13 protein-coding genes are annotated in these 14,756 nt (G+C 40.5%); 8 read left to right on the top strand and 5 right to left on the bottom strand.

From position 1 onward, the window contains the following. Positions 1-209: 209 nt before the first annotated feature. From CWC16_RS08535 to CWC16_RS08560, 5 genes are all read left to right on the top strand, one after another. A complete protein-coding gene (locus CWC16_RS08535) occupies positions 210-866 on the top strand; it encodes a carbonic anhydrase (RefSeq protein WP_138541234.1) in 657 nt (218 codons plus the stop codon). 417 nt (positions 867-1,283) lie between these two features. After that, positions 1,284-3,860, top strand: a complete 2,577-nt coding sequence (gene nirB, locus CWC16_RS08540) for a nitrite reductase large subunit NirB (protein WP_138541235.1) — start codon at positions 1,284-1,286, stop codon at positions 3,858-3,860. Then, positions 3,847-4,200 (top strand): nitrite reductase small subunit NirD, encoded by a 354-nt coding sequence (gene nirD / locus CWC16_RS08545; protein ID WP_138541236.1) that lies wholly within the window; start codon positions 3,847-3,849, stop codon positions 4,198-4,200. Before nirB ends, nirD begins: the two co-directional genes overlap by 14 nt. Before the next feature lie 10 nt (positions 4,201-4,210). Next, positions 4,211-5,077, top strand: coding sequence for a uroporphyrinogen-III C-methyltransferase (cobA, locus tag CWC16_RS08550; protein WP_138541237.1), 867 nt, complete (start codon positions 4,211-4,213; stop codon positions 5,075-5,077). 269 nt (positions 5,078-5,346) lie between these two features. Beyond that, complete coding sequence (locus CWC16_RS08560; protein ID WP_138541239.1) at positions 5,347-6,600, top strand: nitrate regulatory protein; 1,254 nt, start codon at positions 5,347-5,349, stop codon at positions 6,598-6,600. A 32-nt stretch (positions 6,601-6,632) separates the two neighbouring features. Here CWC16_RS08560 and lepB read toward each other — a convergent pair whose 3' ends face one another. The 4 genes from lepB to aceK form a co-directional block, all read right to left on the bottom strand. Continuing rightward, positions 6,633-7,283 carry a signal peptidase I gene (gene lepB / locus CWC16_RS08565; protein ID WP_138541240.1) on the bottom strand — a complete coding sequence of 217 codons (651 nt, stop codon included), beginning with the start codon at positions 7,281-7,283 and terminating at the stop codon, positions 6,633-6,635. A gap of 139 nt (positions 7,284-7,422) precedes the next feature. Beyond that, on the bottom strand, positions 7,423-7,677 hold the full coding sequence (locus CWC16_RS08570) for a DUF2999 family protein (protein WP_004586776.1): 255 nt from the start codon (positions 7,675-7,677) through the stop codon (positions 7,423-7,425). Between the two features lie 61 nt (positions 7,678-7,738). Next, positions 7,739-8,701 (bottom strand): zinc-binding dehydrogenase, encoded by a 963-nt coding sequence (locus CWC16_RS08575; protein WP_138541241.1) that lies wholly within the window; start codon positions 8,699-8,701, stop codon positions 7,739-7,741. 61 nt (positions 8,702-8,762) lie between these two features. Beyond that, positions 8,763-10,538, bottom strand: a complete 1,776-nt coding sequence (aceK, locus tag CWC16_RS08580; protein ID WP_138541242.1) for a bifunctional isocitrate dehydrogenase kinase/phosphatase — start codon at positions 10,536-10,538, stop codon at positions 8,763-8,765. 429 nt (positions 10,539-10,967) lie between these two features. On the opposite strand from aceK, the gene CWC16_RS08585 reads away from it, so the two are divergent. The 3 genes from CWC16_RS08585 to CWC16_RS08600 all read left to right on the top strand — a co-directional run bounded on the left by CWC16_RS08585 (position 10,968) and on the right by CWC16_RS08600 (position 13,445). After that, complete coding sequence (locus tag CWC16_RS08585; RefSeq protein ID WP_138541243.1) at positions 10,968-11,915, top strand: LysR family transcriptional regulator; 948 nt, start codon at positions 10,968-10,970, stop codon at positions 11,913-11,915. A 198-nt stretch (positions 11,916-12,113) separates the two neighbouring features. Next, complete coding sequence (locus tag CWC16_RS08590) at positions 12,114-12,416, top strand: hypothetical protein (RefSeq protein WP_138541244.1); 303 nt, start codon at positions 12,114-12,116, stop codon at positions 12,414-12,416. 597 nt (positions 12,417-13,013) lie between these two features. Next, entirely contained in the window at positions 13,014-13,445 is a 432-nt protein-coding gene (locus CWC16_RS08600) for a hypothetical protein (protein ID WP_055014413.1), read from the top strand. A 12-nt stretch (positions 13,446-13,457) separates the two neighbouring features. Here CWC16_RS08600 and icd read toward each other — a convergent pair whose 3' ends face one another. Continuing rightward, a complete protein-coding gene (gene icd / locus CWC16_RS08605; RefSeq protein WP_138541246.1) occupies positions 13,458-14,708 on the bottom strand; it encodes an NADP-dependent isocitrate dehydrogenase in 1,251 nt (416 codons plus the stop codon). Between the last annotated feature and the right edge of the window lie 48 nt (positions 14,709-14,756).

The following is a 14,756-nucleotide window of genomic DNA, read 5'->3' on the forward strand; positions in this document are numbered from 1 at the left end:
TCCCTATCCCCGTTGATTCATTATAAAACTTGCCATTAATGGCTTTGATAACCTACCGCCCCTTATGCAGCATTTAATTAAATTACATGAAATTTATTAAACGGCTAAACAGTACAAAAAAAATAAGAACAAAGTTATACTGGCGCTAATTTGTCTGGCGAATAAAGCTATAAGTAATACGATTAAATTACCCCAATTAGGAGTTGTACATGGAACATATTATTTCGGGCGTGGCTAAGTTTCAAAAAGAAGTTTACCCATCAAAAAAAGCAGCGTTTCAAAAACTAGCCAATGGTCAAAACCCAGAAGTGTTATTTATCACCTGTGCCGACTCACGTATCGACCCTAACTTAGTAACTCAAACCGAACCCGGTGAATTATTTATTTGCCGTAACGCGGGCAATATTATCCCGCCGCACAGTAATCAAACCGGTGGCATGACTGCCTCAATTGAATTTGCAGTGGCAGCGCTGGGCGTATCACACATTATTATTTGTGGACACTCAGACTGTGGAGCTATGAAAGGCGCTATAAATACTGAGGGTTTATCAAGCTTGCCGCACGTTAAAGAGTGGCTTGGTCACAGCCGCGTAGCAACAGAAGTTGTAAAAGAAAAATGCGGTTGCGCAGAGCTAAATAATAACGAACACCTAGGCTTGGTAATTGAAGAGAACGTAGTACAACAGTTACAGCATATAAAAACACACCCTGCTGTGGCTGCAAAAATTGCAACTGGTCAAATTAAGCTACACGGCTGGGTATATGATATTGAATCTGCAGAAATTAAAACCTACGATGAAGCAACAAGCAGCTTTAAACCTGTTGAAGATACCGATGTAGAAACCCTGGCAAAGCAAAGTAAGTAAGCCGCTTTACAGTATTAATACGCCTAGTGTTTTTTATCTCAAAATAACATTAGGCGTATTTTTTATTCATACCCTAAACGTCTCCCCCGTTATTAGTTAACGGCACAAAATGCACTTTTGTTGACTACTTAGCACGTCGTAGCCTCTTTATTTGCACTTCTATAGTGCTAGCACCGCACCAAAACCACTCAAATATGTGTAAATAAAACCATTCAAAAGCAGTGTAGCTTTTAAAAAACAAACACTTATAAAATTGGTCGTATTTTTGCTTACAAGATAACCATACTGTTCGTTATTAAAACGACACACATTTAGGTTGTTATGACCACAGGCAAAGAAGCCCGCTCGCAGTTACATTAACTTGTATCTGTGGCGGGCTTTTTTGTTTTAAATTAAACCGTCATTGAGGGGATACCAATGCAAACACCAACAAAAATACTCATTATTGGTAATGGGATGGTTGGGCACCATTTTGTAGAGCAAATGCGCCAAAGCGACGCTAATGCACACATTACCGTACTGTGCGGGGAAGCAAATTTAGCATATGACCGTGTTTACTTATCCAGCGTATTTGATGGTAAAACAGCCGCCGATTTAGCCCTCACCACCTTTGATAATTATCAGCAGTTAAATATAAATGTACATACTAATCAGTGGGTTAATGAAATAGATAAAACAAACAAAGTAGTTAACACTCAAACTGGTGATACGTTTAGTTACGATAAGCTTATTTTAGCAACAGGGTCGTACCCGTTTGTACCGCCTATTAAAGGGAATGACCAACCCCATTGCTTGGTTTACCGTACCCTAGAGGATTTAGAGCAAATAAAAGCAAGCGCCGCTCAAAGTAAAAGTGGCGTTGTTATAGGTGGCGGTTTATTAGGACTTGAAGCGGCCAATGCAATTAAGCAACTTGGACTTGATACACATGTTGTTGAATTTGCACCTCAACTTATGGCAGTCCAACTCGACTCTCAAGGTGGCACGCTGTTAAAAAATAAAATAGAAAAGCTGGGCGTAAGCGTGCATACCGCTAAGGCCACCAGCGAAATAGTAAAAGGCGAAACAAGCCGTTACAGACTAAATTTTTCAGATGACACGTTTTTAGAAACCGACTTAATTTTGTTCTCGGCCGGTATTCGCCCTTACGATGAGTTAGGTAAAGTAGCCGAGCTAGAATTAGGAGAGCGCGGCGGTATTATAATCAATAATCAATGCCAAACATCAGACCCTGATATTTATGCCATTGGTGAGTGCGCCCTTTGGGATAAAAAACTTTTTGGTTTAGTAGCACCTGGCTACAACATGGCCCGCGTTGCAGCAAGTCAACTCACAGGCGGCAACCTTGAGTTTTTAGGCGCCGATATGAGCACAAAATTAAAGCTCCTTGGTGTAGAGGTAGGTTCTATTGGCGATGCGCACGCTAAAACCCCTGATTGCAAAGCGCTCATTTATCAAGATCCTATTCGTGATTGTTATAAAAAAATTATTTTAAATGAGGCCGGCAATAAGTTATTAGGCGCAGTACTTGTTGGCGATACAAGCGATTACGACACCTTGCTACAATACATGTTAAACGACATGGAGTTACCGGCTCATCCTGAGTGCCTCATTTTACCTGACAGCGAAGGCGCACCTGTTTTAGCTGGGAATGCCCTGCCCGATACTGCCACTATTTGTTCATGCCACAATGTAAGTAAAGGCGATATAGTGGGTGCCATTGATAGCGGCTCATGCGATTTATCTGCAGTTAAAGCGTGCACCAAAGCCGCCAGTGGCTGTGGCGGCTGTGCCGCGTTATTAAAATCGGTAGTCGACAGTGAGCTTGAAAGCCGTGGCGTTGAAGTAAATAACCATGTGTGTGAGCATTTTGCTTATTCACGCCAAGAGCTGCTACATATAGTAAAAGTCGAAAGCATTAAAACCTTTGATGATTTACTCACTAAGCATGGCAGCGGTCATCACGGCTGTGAAATATGTAAACCCGCAGTGGCTTCTATTTTAGCCTCAACATGGAACGACTTTATTTTAGAGCCTGCTCATGTTGGCCTGCAAGACACTAACGACACTTACCTAGCTAATATGCAAAAAGATGGATCCTACTCTGTAGTACCACGTATTGCTGGTGGTGAAATTACCCCCGACAAACTCATTGTCATTGGCCAAGTGGCCAAAGACTTTAACCTGTATTGTAAAGTCACCGGTGGGCAGCGTATTGATTTATTTGGTGCACGCCTTGAAGAGCTCCCTATTATTTGGGAAAGACTTATAGCCGCAGGTTTTGAAACCGGCCATGCGTATGGTAAATCGCTCAGAACGGTTAAATCGTGTGTTGGCAGTACGTGGTGTCGCTATGGTGTACAAGACAGTGTTGGCCACGCAATTGCGATTGAAGAGCGCTACAAAGGATTACGCGCACCGCATAAAATTAAAATGGCCGTTTCTGGCTGTACTCGCGAATGTGCTGAGGCACAAAGCAAAGATATAGGCGTAATAGCGACCGAAAATGGCTGGAATTTATACGTGTGTGGTAACGGCGGTATGCGTCCACGCCATGCTGATTTATTTGCGACCGACTTAGATACCGACACACTCATTAAATACATTGACCGTGTGCTCATGTTTTACATTAAAACCGCCGATAAGCTACAGCGCACCTCAGTGTGGTTGGAAAATTTAGAGGGCGGGTTAGATTATTTAAAAAGCGTAGTAATAGACGACAGCTTAGGTATTTGCCACGAACTTGAAATGCAAATGGCGCTTATAACTAAAACTTATGCCTGCGAATGGAAAAAAGCAGTCGAAAGTCCTGAGGCCTCAAAACGGTTCCGCCAATTTATTAATAGCCCAGATGCCGATAGCAATATTTTATTTGTACAAGAGCGCGACCAAATTCGCCCTGCTACTGAGTCTGAAAAACGGAACCAACAAAATTCAACAAACCGTATCCCCGTAATGGAAATTGAGCAGGAGCAAGCTGATGTATTGGCATAAAATTGGAACAATCGATGATCTAGTTGCTAATAGTGGCGTATGCGCATTAGTAAACAACCAGCAAGTGGCCATATTTTATGTTCCACAAAATAGTGAGCCTGTGTTAGCCATTAGCAACTACGACCCGATAGGCAAAGCCAATGTACTATCGCGCGGTATTATTGGCTCTATTGATGGCAAATTAGTAGTGGCCTCCCCTTTGTATAAGCAACATTTTTGTTTAAATACTGGCGAATGCCTAGAAGCAGAGGCAATACAGCTACCCGTATTTGAAGCCAAAATAGACAATGGCAATGTTTTTGTTAGTGCTGAGCCAAAAGCCATTACAGCGTTAGCATGAGGAGCATAAAATGAGTGTTCTTTCATATTTTTCGGGTATTGAAAGCCCATGGCTAAACAAATTTGTTAATAAGCTAACTCAAGATACAAAGCACAAAGCTGAACACCCAAAAAGCGGCCACGTGTATTTAATTGGAGCAGGCCCGGGCGATGCTGAGCTTATAACGGTTAAAGCGCAGCGCCTGATTGCAGCAGCCGACGTGGTATTGTACGACAGCTTAGTAAGCGAAGCGCTTTTAAATACCATACCTAAACATGCACAGCGTGTATATGTAGGTAAACGCGCTGGTAAACATTCTATGCCCCAAGCTGCCATAAGTGCCCTATTAGTAAAATATGCACAACAAGGGTGTAAAGTTGTTCGTTTAAAAGGGGGTGATCCGAGTATTTTTGCGCGAATCAATGAAGAGGCGAGCGCCCTAACAGAGCACAATATTAATTTTGCTATTATACCTGGCGTTACCACAGCCTGTGCTGCTTCAGCGTATACCGGTATCCCCCTTACCGCCCGCGATGTGGCCCGAAGTGTTACGTTTTTAACGGCACAATTTGCCGATCCTAATAAACTCCCTAATTGGCACAACTACAGCTATGTGCAAAACGCCAATAATCCCACATTAGTCGTTTATATGGGGTTAGCGCGATTAAACGCATTAAGCACGGGCTTGCTATCAGTTGGCTGGCCTAAAACAACCCCTATCGCACTAATAGAAAATGCGACAACGAATAAACAAAAGATAATAACCAGCACGCTTGAGCATATTGTCAGTGAAGGTGCAGTTCATACATTAACAGGCCCTACGCTCATTATGGTTGGCGAGGTAATAAATCATAAAATGGCTGTTAGCCCAGAGCTGCTTAAGTATAGCGAGGTATAAATTCCCCCTCTGGTGTTTGCTTTGTGTAGTTTACAGAGTAAACACTTTTTTTTCTTATTTTACAAAGGACGCAATGGGGTGCATAAATCACAAATTTTGCACCAAAAAGGTTTATTACTGTATTAAATACACAACAGTTAATAGGCAAACAAATAAAAACAATGGCTTTAAGAGACTGTTTTAATTTAGTTTTAAATTCAATCAATGCATTTTTAAATGTTTGGAACAGTGGTTGCACTTTAAAAACAAAACAGTGCGGAACAAGTCCTATGTTATCGAGCAACCCTCTCACAAAACAGTTTTTATTAGCAGCAAAATACCAAGAGATTCATGCCTTAAAACAGCTTCAAAAAAGCTGTGCATCACTTACTAAACTGGGCGATTTTATACATCAGTTACAAAAAGAGCGCGGCATGAGCAATATTTATCTCGCCTCAAACCGCAAGCGTTTTACTTCGCAGCTAAAGCAACAGATTAGCTTAACAGAACAAACGCAAACACAGTTTTACCAGTCAATAAAAACGACTTTTATTACCGATAACGCCGACACAGGCCACACCCGTTTATACAATTTAATTACCCATAGTTTGCAATCGTTAGATGCGCTACCAAACCTTAGAGTACAAATAGCAAATCAAAAAGTGAGTCCTGTGCATGCTACCCAATCATACACACAGCTTATATCGTATTTACTTAATATTATTTTAGAAGCCGCCGATGGCGCAAGCGATCCGCGCGTTACTCGCTTGCTTGTTGCCTACTTTAACTTTATGCAAGGTAAAGAATATGCTGGGCAAGAACGTGCATGCGGCGCGCAAGCGTTTGCATCAAGTAAGTTTACTGTAGAGCAAAAACAACAGCTTGCGCATTTTGTTCAACAACAGCACCACAGCTTTACGTTTTTTAACGAGTACGCCGACGACCATGTATTAAAATGCTACCGATCTTTAACTGATCACCCCGTCAATAAACAGGTAGATCAGCTGAGGGGGCTTTTACAAAATTTAGATGACGAAAACGCGCAGCCGCTCTCTCAACTTAGTGAAGTGTGGTACGAGGTGACAACAACGCGCATAGATATTATGCATAAGATTGAGCAAAACCTCAGTGACTACCTTATTGACACTGCAGCAATGCAAATAGCTCAGGCACAGCGAACTTTAAATTCAAACAAACAGGTTATAAGCAGCCTAGAAGAGCAATACATGCCAATTACTGATGGCCAACTCGCGTTTAAGCAAAGCACACCCCAAAATACCGCCGCCAATAAACTCAATAGTAATAAAAGTATGTACGACTTAATCATGGAGCAAAGCCAGCATATTAAGCAAATAAATCAGGCTTTAGTTGATGCTAAACGAGTAATAACAGAACAAAAAATAATACATCAGGCAAAATATATTTTAATTGAACAGTTAAGCCTTAGCGAAGAGCAAGCTCATAAAAAATTACAACAGCAAGCAATGAACTCGCACTGCTCGCTTTATAATATTGCACAAAAAATTGTAGAGCTAAGCGATTAAAATCGGGCGTGTGGTTAGCGCCCAAAACCGCCTTAAAGTAAGGGTTTTAAAAAGCGGTTTTTACGCGGTAAGTAATAATCGTCGTAATCAAGCGACACAATAATGCGCTCTGCTTTGCCAAGTAGTTCGCTGCGAGGAATTAAACCAATCACACGCGAGTCAGCACTGTGGTCGCGGTTATCACCCATTGCTAAATAATAATCATCTGGAATGGTTATTTTATTAAAACCCGATAGCTGCGAAGGCGTATGCGCAACACGAATCATGTGCTTATGACCATTTAAGTCTTCTATTTTATCTAAAGAATCAATATTGCTTTGCAGATTATTGTAATTAACTTTAACGCCATTAATGACAAGCTCGTTATTGTAAAGTGCAACAGTATCGCCAGGTACACCAATTACGCGTTTAATTAACCGATTTTCTGCAGCTTGAGAATCAAATACAATAATATCGCCTGTTTTTGGGTCGGCTAATTTTACTAAAGGTATATGCGTAAACGGAATGCGAATATCGTAGGCCATTTTATCAGTTAATATTCTATCGCCTTCTAAAATAGTGGGTTTCATCGAGCCTGTCGGTACTTCATACCAATCGGCAACCGCGCTTCTAAACACGCTCATAAGCGCAATAAATAAAATTAACGAACGGTTATTTTTCCAAAATTTATAAAGTGCCTTCATACCTAGTCCCTATCTATCATAAGTACTAGTATGACTCGCTTAATACCAAGCAGTTCAATGAACAATGTAACAAAAAGTGTGTGGAACTTAAGGCAAGATTACCAAGGCTTATGCCTTGGTAATGAGTAACTTGTTGGGCTTATTGCTGGTTTAGCTTATCTTTCGCTTCTTTTACCTTTTCAAAGTCTAAGCCTAGCTCGTCGGTAGCCTCTTTAATTAAATGCGGTTGAGTCATTACCACCGCCATTAATTGCTGTAGTTTTTCAGGTGGAATACCAAGCTCTTGCACTAGTGCCATAGCCATCATTGGGTTTTGCGTAAAGGCTTCGAATAGTGCTTTTACTTTTTCGTCGCTTACGTTGTGCTCTTTAAGTATTGCTAGTATTGGATTCATTATTAACCTTATGTGTTTTTTATAGGGCTTAGTATATGGGCTAAACCCTAAAATTAAAGAGTTACTCTACCAGTAGTACCACTTTACCTGCATTTTCATTACGCTCTAATATTGCGTGCGCTTCGCTTGCATCGCTCCACGGTAGTGTTTTATAAACGTTAAACTCGTACTTTCTAGTTGCAATATCATTGTAAAAACGCGCGACTAAATCATCGCGTAATTGGCGTTTAAACTCAATGCTCCGGTTTCTAAGTGTTGAGGCATGAAACGAAATACGTTTGCGTAACAACGCTGCAAAATCAACCTCAGCAAAACGCCCATCTAAAAAAGCAAGCATAATAATTTGGCAATCCATGGCCGCAATAGCCGCATTTTTATTTAAATAACTGCCCGAAACAGGATCTACGATTACATTTGCTGAAAGCTCATTTGCTTGCATATATTCTACAAAGTCAGTTGTTTTGTAGTTAATGGCATGATCGGCGCCAAGCGCTTTTGCATGTTGGCATTTTTCATCTGAGCCGGCAGTAATAACCACCGTTGCACCTGCACTTTTAGCCATTTGAATAGCCGCACCACCTACTCCACTTGCCCCTGCATGAATAAGCGCTGTTTGGCCTTGTTGTAATTTACCAAGTTCAAAAAGCGCACCAAATGCTGTTAGGTATACTTCGCTAATGGCAGCACCTTCTACCATGGTTAGCTCATCGGGTAATGCCATTAATTGTTTGGCATCTATAGCTACGTACTCGCTGTAAGCCCCGCCTGCGCACAAGCTAAAAATACGTTTATGAAGCCAGCTTTTATCCACTTCACTGCCAAGCTCAACCACTGTGCCTGCACACTCTAAACCTAAAATGGGGCTATCCCCAGCTGGCGCTGGATATTTACCTTGGCGCTGCATGCAATCAGCGCGATTTACACCTATAGCAGATACTTTTACTAGCACTTCGTGGCTTTTTATAACCGGTTTATCGGTTTCACTTAATGCAAGGGTGCCATCCTCATGAGAAATATATTTCATTAATGCTCCGTATTAAGTTTTATAAAAATTTATAATAGTTAAGACATGGGGTTGGTTATTTTTATTTAAACCGCCAACTTTTTTTATACGGGTACACATCGGGCAAATAGCCTGATTTGATTTGTTGTTGGCAAGCTTGCCAAAAATCGGCTAAAAACAGATCGCTATGTTCATCGTTAAAATAGTTAAATGCCGTTTCGTTTGCACTAAAAAAAACCTTAAACTGGCTGGGGAATATATCGTTTTCTGCTATATCAAAGTAAGTATTACTACTTAACTCCTCAAGCGCGTTTTGCGCAGTAGGCACATCTCTAAAGTGACAATCAGTAAGCGGGCAAATTTCATCATAGTCGTAAAAAACCACACGACCCCAACGGGTTACACCAAAGTTTTTCATTAGCATATCCCCTGGGAATATATTAGCACCCGCTAAGTCTTTAATCGCTTTACCGTAATCGGTCATAACCTGTTGTAATGCTTTGTCAGAGCAGTGATTAATGTATAAATTAAGCGGCGTCATTTTTCGCTCAACATACACATGCTTTAAAATAAGCGCCTTACCCGATATAACCATGCTACTGCCAATTTGTGCCTTCATTTGCTTAAGTAACTCGTCGCTAAAGCGGCTGAGGTCGAACGCTAAATACCTAAATTCATGTGTATCAACTAAGCGCCCTACGCGGTCGGCTTGCTTTACAAAATTGTACTTGGCTTTTACTTGTGCTTTTGTTGCTGTTTTGGGTGCGCTAAATTTATCTTTTATTACTTTATAAACGTAGTCTAGCCCTTCAATGGTAAATACCAGCATAACCATGCCGGGTGTACCTGGTGCTGTCACGTATTTAAAATGAGTCGGGCTATTTTTAGTGGTATCAACTTTGTAACGATAAAACTCTGTTTTAGCGTGCTTAATAAAGCCAATCGCATTAAATAATTCAAACCGTTTTTTATGAGGCATCAGCACGCTTAAGTAATCTACATAGCGCGCGGGCTGGTCGGTATCCACCATAAAATAGGTGCGAGAAAAACCAAACAGTAAACTTAACTGATCAGCGCCCATCATTACGGCATCAAGCTTTAACCCTTTATTAGTATTTAATATGGCGATAGCAAAAGGCATATTATCGCCATTTGTAGCGATACAGCGCCCTATTAAGTAACAGGCTTTGTTTCTAAAAAATAATGAATTTGCGTATTCTATATATCCATTATTTAAATTTATAAGTTCATACACTTGTTTACATTGCTGCTTTGCACCAGCCATTAAGGTTGTTTGCAATGCGTGTAAATCGGCATCTAAATGACTAAACGGTACTCTAAATGCTTGGCGGGTAATGAGCGTTTTTACAGCATGGTTAAACCCATCTTTAAACGATATTCTCCTTACTAAGTTTTCATACGAACGCGGCTCGCTTCTATATTTTGCTTTTAATACAAACAAATGTACGGTACGTATTTTTTTATCGTCCCAAATTGCACCAAAGGTAGAATTAAAAAAGGTATGCGCTATGGGTTTATTTTCATGATTTTGCACCATATCGCCGTATATATTTTTAGCTAGCTGCCATGTTTGCGGGCAACTCAGTTCAGCGTAAGCAATTACTCTGACAGCTTCACTGACATTTTTTACTTCCCGTTCGTACACTTGTAAGCGCTCTCGCATGGCACTTTGCACATCGTGATACTTTTGTTGTTCAAACCGGCTTTGCGCACCTAGCGTAATATTTAAAAACTGCGCAAACATGGCTTCAAAGCCTGCAAAAACAGCGCGGGCCAACTTGGTAGCAATAACTTGCTGTAGCGCATTATTGGATTGATTAGTTAACGATTTTGACATGATTACAGCACTTTTATTTTTACCACTTATAGCGGTTATTTTTTATTAATTGTTTACACCTTAGCAAGCAGGCTTTAATTTAGGTAATTAATAAAGCATATAAATAAAATTTATTGGGCGTATTGACCTTTCGAGGTTAATTTTGCAGCCGTGAATTTGGCTTTTAAGCAAGGCAAAGCACATGTAGTGTGGTTACTCCCCATAAATGTACTTTAACGCCGCATAAAGGCCAAATACACACTGCCCAGAGGGTTCTTCCTAGGGACGATTAACTCTTTGTTGCACGATTTTTACTTATTCTTACATGGATGTAAGTCATTAGAATAACGCAGGAGCAGTTATCGAGCCCACTAGGTGGCAAATCTCGCGCCGCGATTTAACCGTCCCTAGATTGAACAAATTTCAACCCTGAAAGGCCAACACGCCCACATGAATATACGTAACGTCGATCTCAACTTATTAGTGTACTTAAATGTGCTCATTGATGAAAAAAGTGTTTCAAAAGCGGCTAATAAACTCGCGCTAACACAACCTGCCATGAGTAACGCACTTAAACGATTACGTGATTTATTTGACGACCCGCTACTTGTGCGTGCCGCAGGCTCTATGACCCCCACCAGCAAAGCACTTAGCTTAAAGCCTGAAATAGAGTCTCTTTTAAAAATGGCAGAGGCAATTACTCAGCCCAGTGAGCAATTTAACCCAGCAACGGCAGAGGTGACCTTTAGAATAATGGCAAACGACTACATGGAGTCGACCCTAATTGCCCCCTTTATTACTGAGCAGTTAACTAAAAACCCAGGGATTAATTTTGATGTACTTAGCCCAAGCGATGTAAACCTGCAAGATATGGAAAAAGGCACTATCGATTTAGCTATTAATCGATTTAACGGTCTACCACGCTCGTTTCATCAAGCCAGCGTTTGGCGAGATAATTACTGCTGTTTAACCCATCCTAAAAATACCTTTTTACAGCATTCAAGCCTTGATGATTACCTACAAAAAGAACACATTTGGGTAAACCGTGCTGGTTGGGGGCCTGAAGCCGCCGTTACCAATAAATCAGGCAAGCAAAAGCTCGGCTGGGTAGATGAAGCACTTTGGCAGTTAGAGCAAACCCGAAAAATACGGGTGTTTACACGCCACTACATGATTGCAAGTTTGCTATGCCAATCAGAGCAACTTATTGCTACTTTACCGCGCAGGCAGGCTAAATTATTAACCACGCATACCGATTTAGTCATTAGCCCAGTACCGTTTCAAATAGTCCCTATTGAGGTAAAAATGATATGGAGCCCGCTACTTCACCATGCTCCCGCACACCAATGGCTTCGCCGTGAGTTACTTGAGTTTGCTAAAACAATTGCTGATAGGTAGTTAGTAATTTTCTTTAATTTAAAATTCTGACTACAGCTTAAAATATATTTAAAAAAGTGTTTAAGGAAAGTCACTATCAACATTGATTATTCTAATTATTCTCTTAAAGAATTACATGAAGCACTTGAAACTATTGATGCAAACAAGTACCCACAAAGATACAAGCGCATAATAGAGGAGCTAAATAACCCAAAGAGAGTGGATCCTAAAGTTTTAAAGCAATTAGAAATATCAGAGCAAAACTCAAAGCAAGAAACTAAAGCATACGTAACTATTTTACTGGGCTTGTTTTTCATTCTATGGAGCTACTTTACTTATAACGATGGCGTTATACATAATAAAGGAGGGGAACGGGTAATTGCTTCTATCGAATCGAGTCCCAAAAAGTTCTATTTTTTTATTTTTGGTGGAATAGGCTTAGGGTGTATAACCGTCGCGCACGGCATAGAAACGTTAGTAAAGCAAAAAAAAGCTCACATGAATAACAATTATGAAGAATAAAAAAGAATACCCTTACCTGTGCGACAGCCGCCTTAGCTATATTTATAGATTTGTTGAATATGGTGCTTTTATTAAAAAAGGTATACAAGAGTGCTACCGATGTGAACATATTTTTTCAAAAGACGATGTTGATATTATGATCAAACAGTATCGAAAAAATTATAAGTCAAACTGGCATCATAAACTTTATTTCGTCGTTTTTATCACAACCATTATATGCGCAATGCTCTTTTAAAAATAAAAAAGCGCCATGGTATTCAACTTTGGGAAAATACCATGGCGCTTTTGAAATCGTAGAAATAGGAGTGAACCCTACCCTTTACATTTAGCAACCTTGATGCCAACCCTCCACATAAATAAAAAACATTTAAAATCAATAACCTAATTAAATTATGCTTTTAACTATTATTTAGTGTGTCCCAGTTTTGTGCATTTTTATAAGTTTTTGCACCACTTTAATTAAGCATGCTAGGTGAGTATTAGTAAGCTTTCATTTACTATTGATAAAATCAATATCAGTTATTGAAAACAACAATTTCATAAATAATACACTTAGCGCTAAAGTGAAGTTAAGCCAACAAACTAAGAGTAATGATTATGACAACATCAAGCTTTACACAACAAGACGGGTTATTTATTGATGCTAATTTACATCAGTTTATTACCCAGCAGTTATGCACTAAAACCAATACCGCTGAGACATACCAAGCACTTGCGACCTTGGTTGACGAGTTTGGTTGTAAATGCCGTAAAACAAAGCACCAGCCCGATGACATTTTAGAAGTAGATACGCTACTGCATGCATACCAGCGTAAAGACCACCCGCTTTGTCATGTAGATGCACAAACAACCGAGGCCGTACTTGATGAATACTGCTGCCAAGTACCAGCAATTATAGTGGTTGCATTAATGGATACACTTAGCGGTACGCAGTGTGATGAACCTAATGCACACGATATTTACCACCGCGCTGCACAGCTTACTAATCGCCCATGTGTACACAAGGCAAAAACAGCCACAGCGGCCTAATAATGGAGCTGCTTAAAAATACTCGATAACCTTTTGTGCAAAGTCATTGCAACTTAGGGTTATCGAGTTATTGCTATTCTGCGCTAAATCAAAAGTTACATTACCGCTTTTGAGTGCTTGTTCCAGCGCGTGTTCAATCAGCGTTGCTGCCTCATCCCAGCCCATAAACTTAAGCATTAAAACGCCACTTAAAATACTGCTGCTTGGATTTGCTTTGTTTTGCCCTGCTATTCGCTCAAACGTGCCATGGGTTGGCTCAAAAAAAGCCACATCGTTATTTAAATTGGCTGCAGGCATTATTCCTACCCCCCCCACTTGTGCGCTAAGCATGTCGGCCAAAAAGTCGCCATTTTGATTTGTTGTTGCCACTACATCAAATTGCTCTGGGTTCATTAGGCATTGCTGCAGCATATTATCGGCTATCACTTCTTTAATGATTAAAGGCGGTTTATTTGCGCGTGCTATTTTAAGCCAGCGTCCGTTTTCGTGTGGGGTAGCGCTAAACTCATTTTGCGCTAAAGCAAACCCCCAACGTTTAAAGGCGCCATCGGTAAATTTAAGCACGTTCCCTTTATGGACAAGCGTTAACGATTCGCTGTTATTTTTAAGGGCGTAATTAATTGCATAGCGTACTAGGCGCTCGGAGCCTTCTTTAGATATATTTTTTATACCTATGCCACACTCTTGCGAAAACCTTAGACGCGTTACGCCCATTTCTTCACATAAAAAGTCGAGCATTTTCTCACTCTCTACGCTGCCGGCTTGCCACTCTATTCCTGAATAGACATCTTCGCTGCTATCTCGCAACACTGTTATGTTAGTTAAAAATGGATTTTTTAACGGCGATGGCAACGCACTTAATCCTTTAACAGTGCGCATATTTACAAATAAATCCATTTCATGCCTTAGCGCCACATTTAGTGAGCGAAAACCGCCGCCAAGAGGTGTCGTTAACGGCCCTTTAATTGCTATTTTACAGGCTCGAACGGCGTTAATCGTCTCCTCTGGGAACCAATCGCCATCATATAACTTTGCTGCTTGCTCGCCATTATATACTTGCATCCAATGAATTTTTCGCTCCCCGCAGTAACAGTGTGCAATGGCATTATTGACCACATGCTGCATGGCAGGGGTGACCTCTTGCCCGACCCCGTCACCATTAATATAAGCAATAATAGGATTTACAGGCACATGCCACTGGCCTTTAGCATCAATAGTAATATTTTGTCCGTGCTCAGGGATTTTAATATGCTGATAAGCCATGCTTAATACCTATACTAAAAATAGTGTTAGTTGATTAAATCATGCTTG

This window comes from Pseudoalteromonas sp. S3776 (assembly GCF_005886915.1).
Lineage (GTDB): Bacteria > Pseudomonadota > Gammaproteobacteria > Enterobacterales > Alteromonadaceae > Pseudoalteromonas.

Bases quoted from the DNA above. Each gene is read 5' to 3' on its own strand.
- nirD (WP_138541236.1), top strand. From the start codon at position 3,847: ATGTATTGGCATAAAATTGGAACAATCGATGATCTAGTTGCTAATAGT.
- CWC16_RS08570 (WP_004586776.1), bottom strand. From the start codon at position 7,677: ATGAATCCAATACTAGCAATACTTAAAGAGCACAACGTAAGCGACGAA.
- lepB (WP_138541240.1), bottom strand. From the start codon at position 7,283: ATGAAGGCACTTTATAAATTTTGGAAAAATAACCGTTCGTTAATTTTA.
- CWC16_RS08600 (WP_055014413.1), top strand. From the start codon at position 13,014: ATGACAACATCAAGCTTTACACAACAAGACGGGTTATTTATTGATGCT.
- cobA (WP_138541237.1), top strand. From the start codon at position 4,211: ATGAGTGTTCTTTCATATTTTTCGGGTATTGAAAGCCCATGGCTAAAC.
- nirB (WP_138541235.1), top strand. From the start codon at position 1,284: ATGCAAACACCAACAAAAATACTCATTATTGGTAATGGGATGGTTGGG.
- CWC16_RS08560 (WP_138541239.1), top strand. From the start codon at position 5,347: ATGTTATCGAGCAACCCTCTCACAAAACAGTTTTTATTAGCAGCAAAA.
- aceK (WP_138541242.1), bottom strand. From the start codon at position 10,538: ATGTCAAAATCGTTAACTAATCAATCCAATAATGCGCTACAGCAAGTT.
- CWC16_RS08585 (WP_138541243.1), top strand. From the start codon at position 10,968: ATGAATATACGTAACGTCGATCTCAACTTATTAGTGTACTTAAATGTG.
- icd (WP_138541246.1), bottom strand. From the start codon at position 14,708: ATGGCTTATCAGCATATTAAAATCCCTGAGCACGGACAAAATATTACT.
- CWC16_RS08535 (WP_138541234.1), top strand. From the start codon at position 210: ATGGAACATATTATTTCGGGCGTGGCTAAGTTTCAAAAAGAAGTTTAC.
- CWC16_RS08575 (WP_138541241.1), bottom strand. From the start codon at position 8,701: ATGAAATATATTTCTCATGAGGATGGCACCCTTGCATTAAGTGAAACC.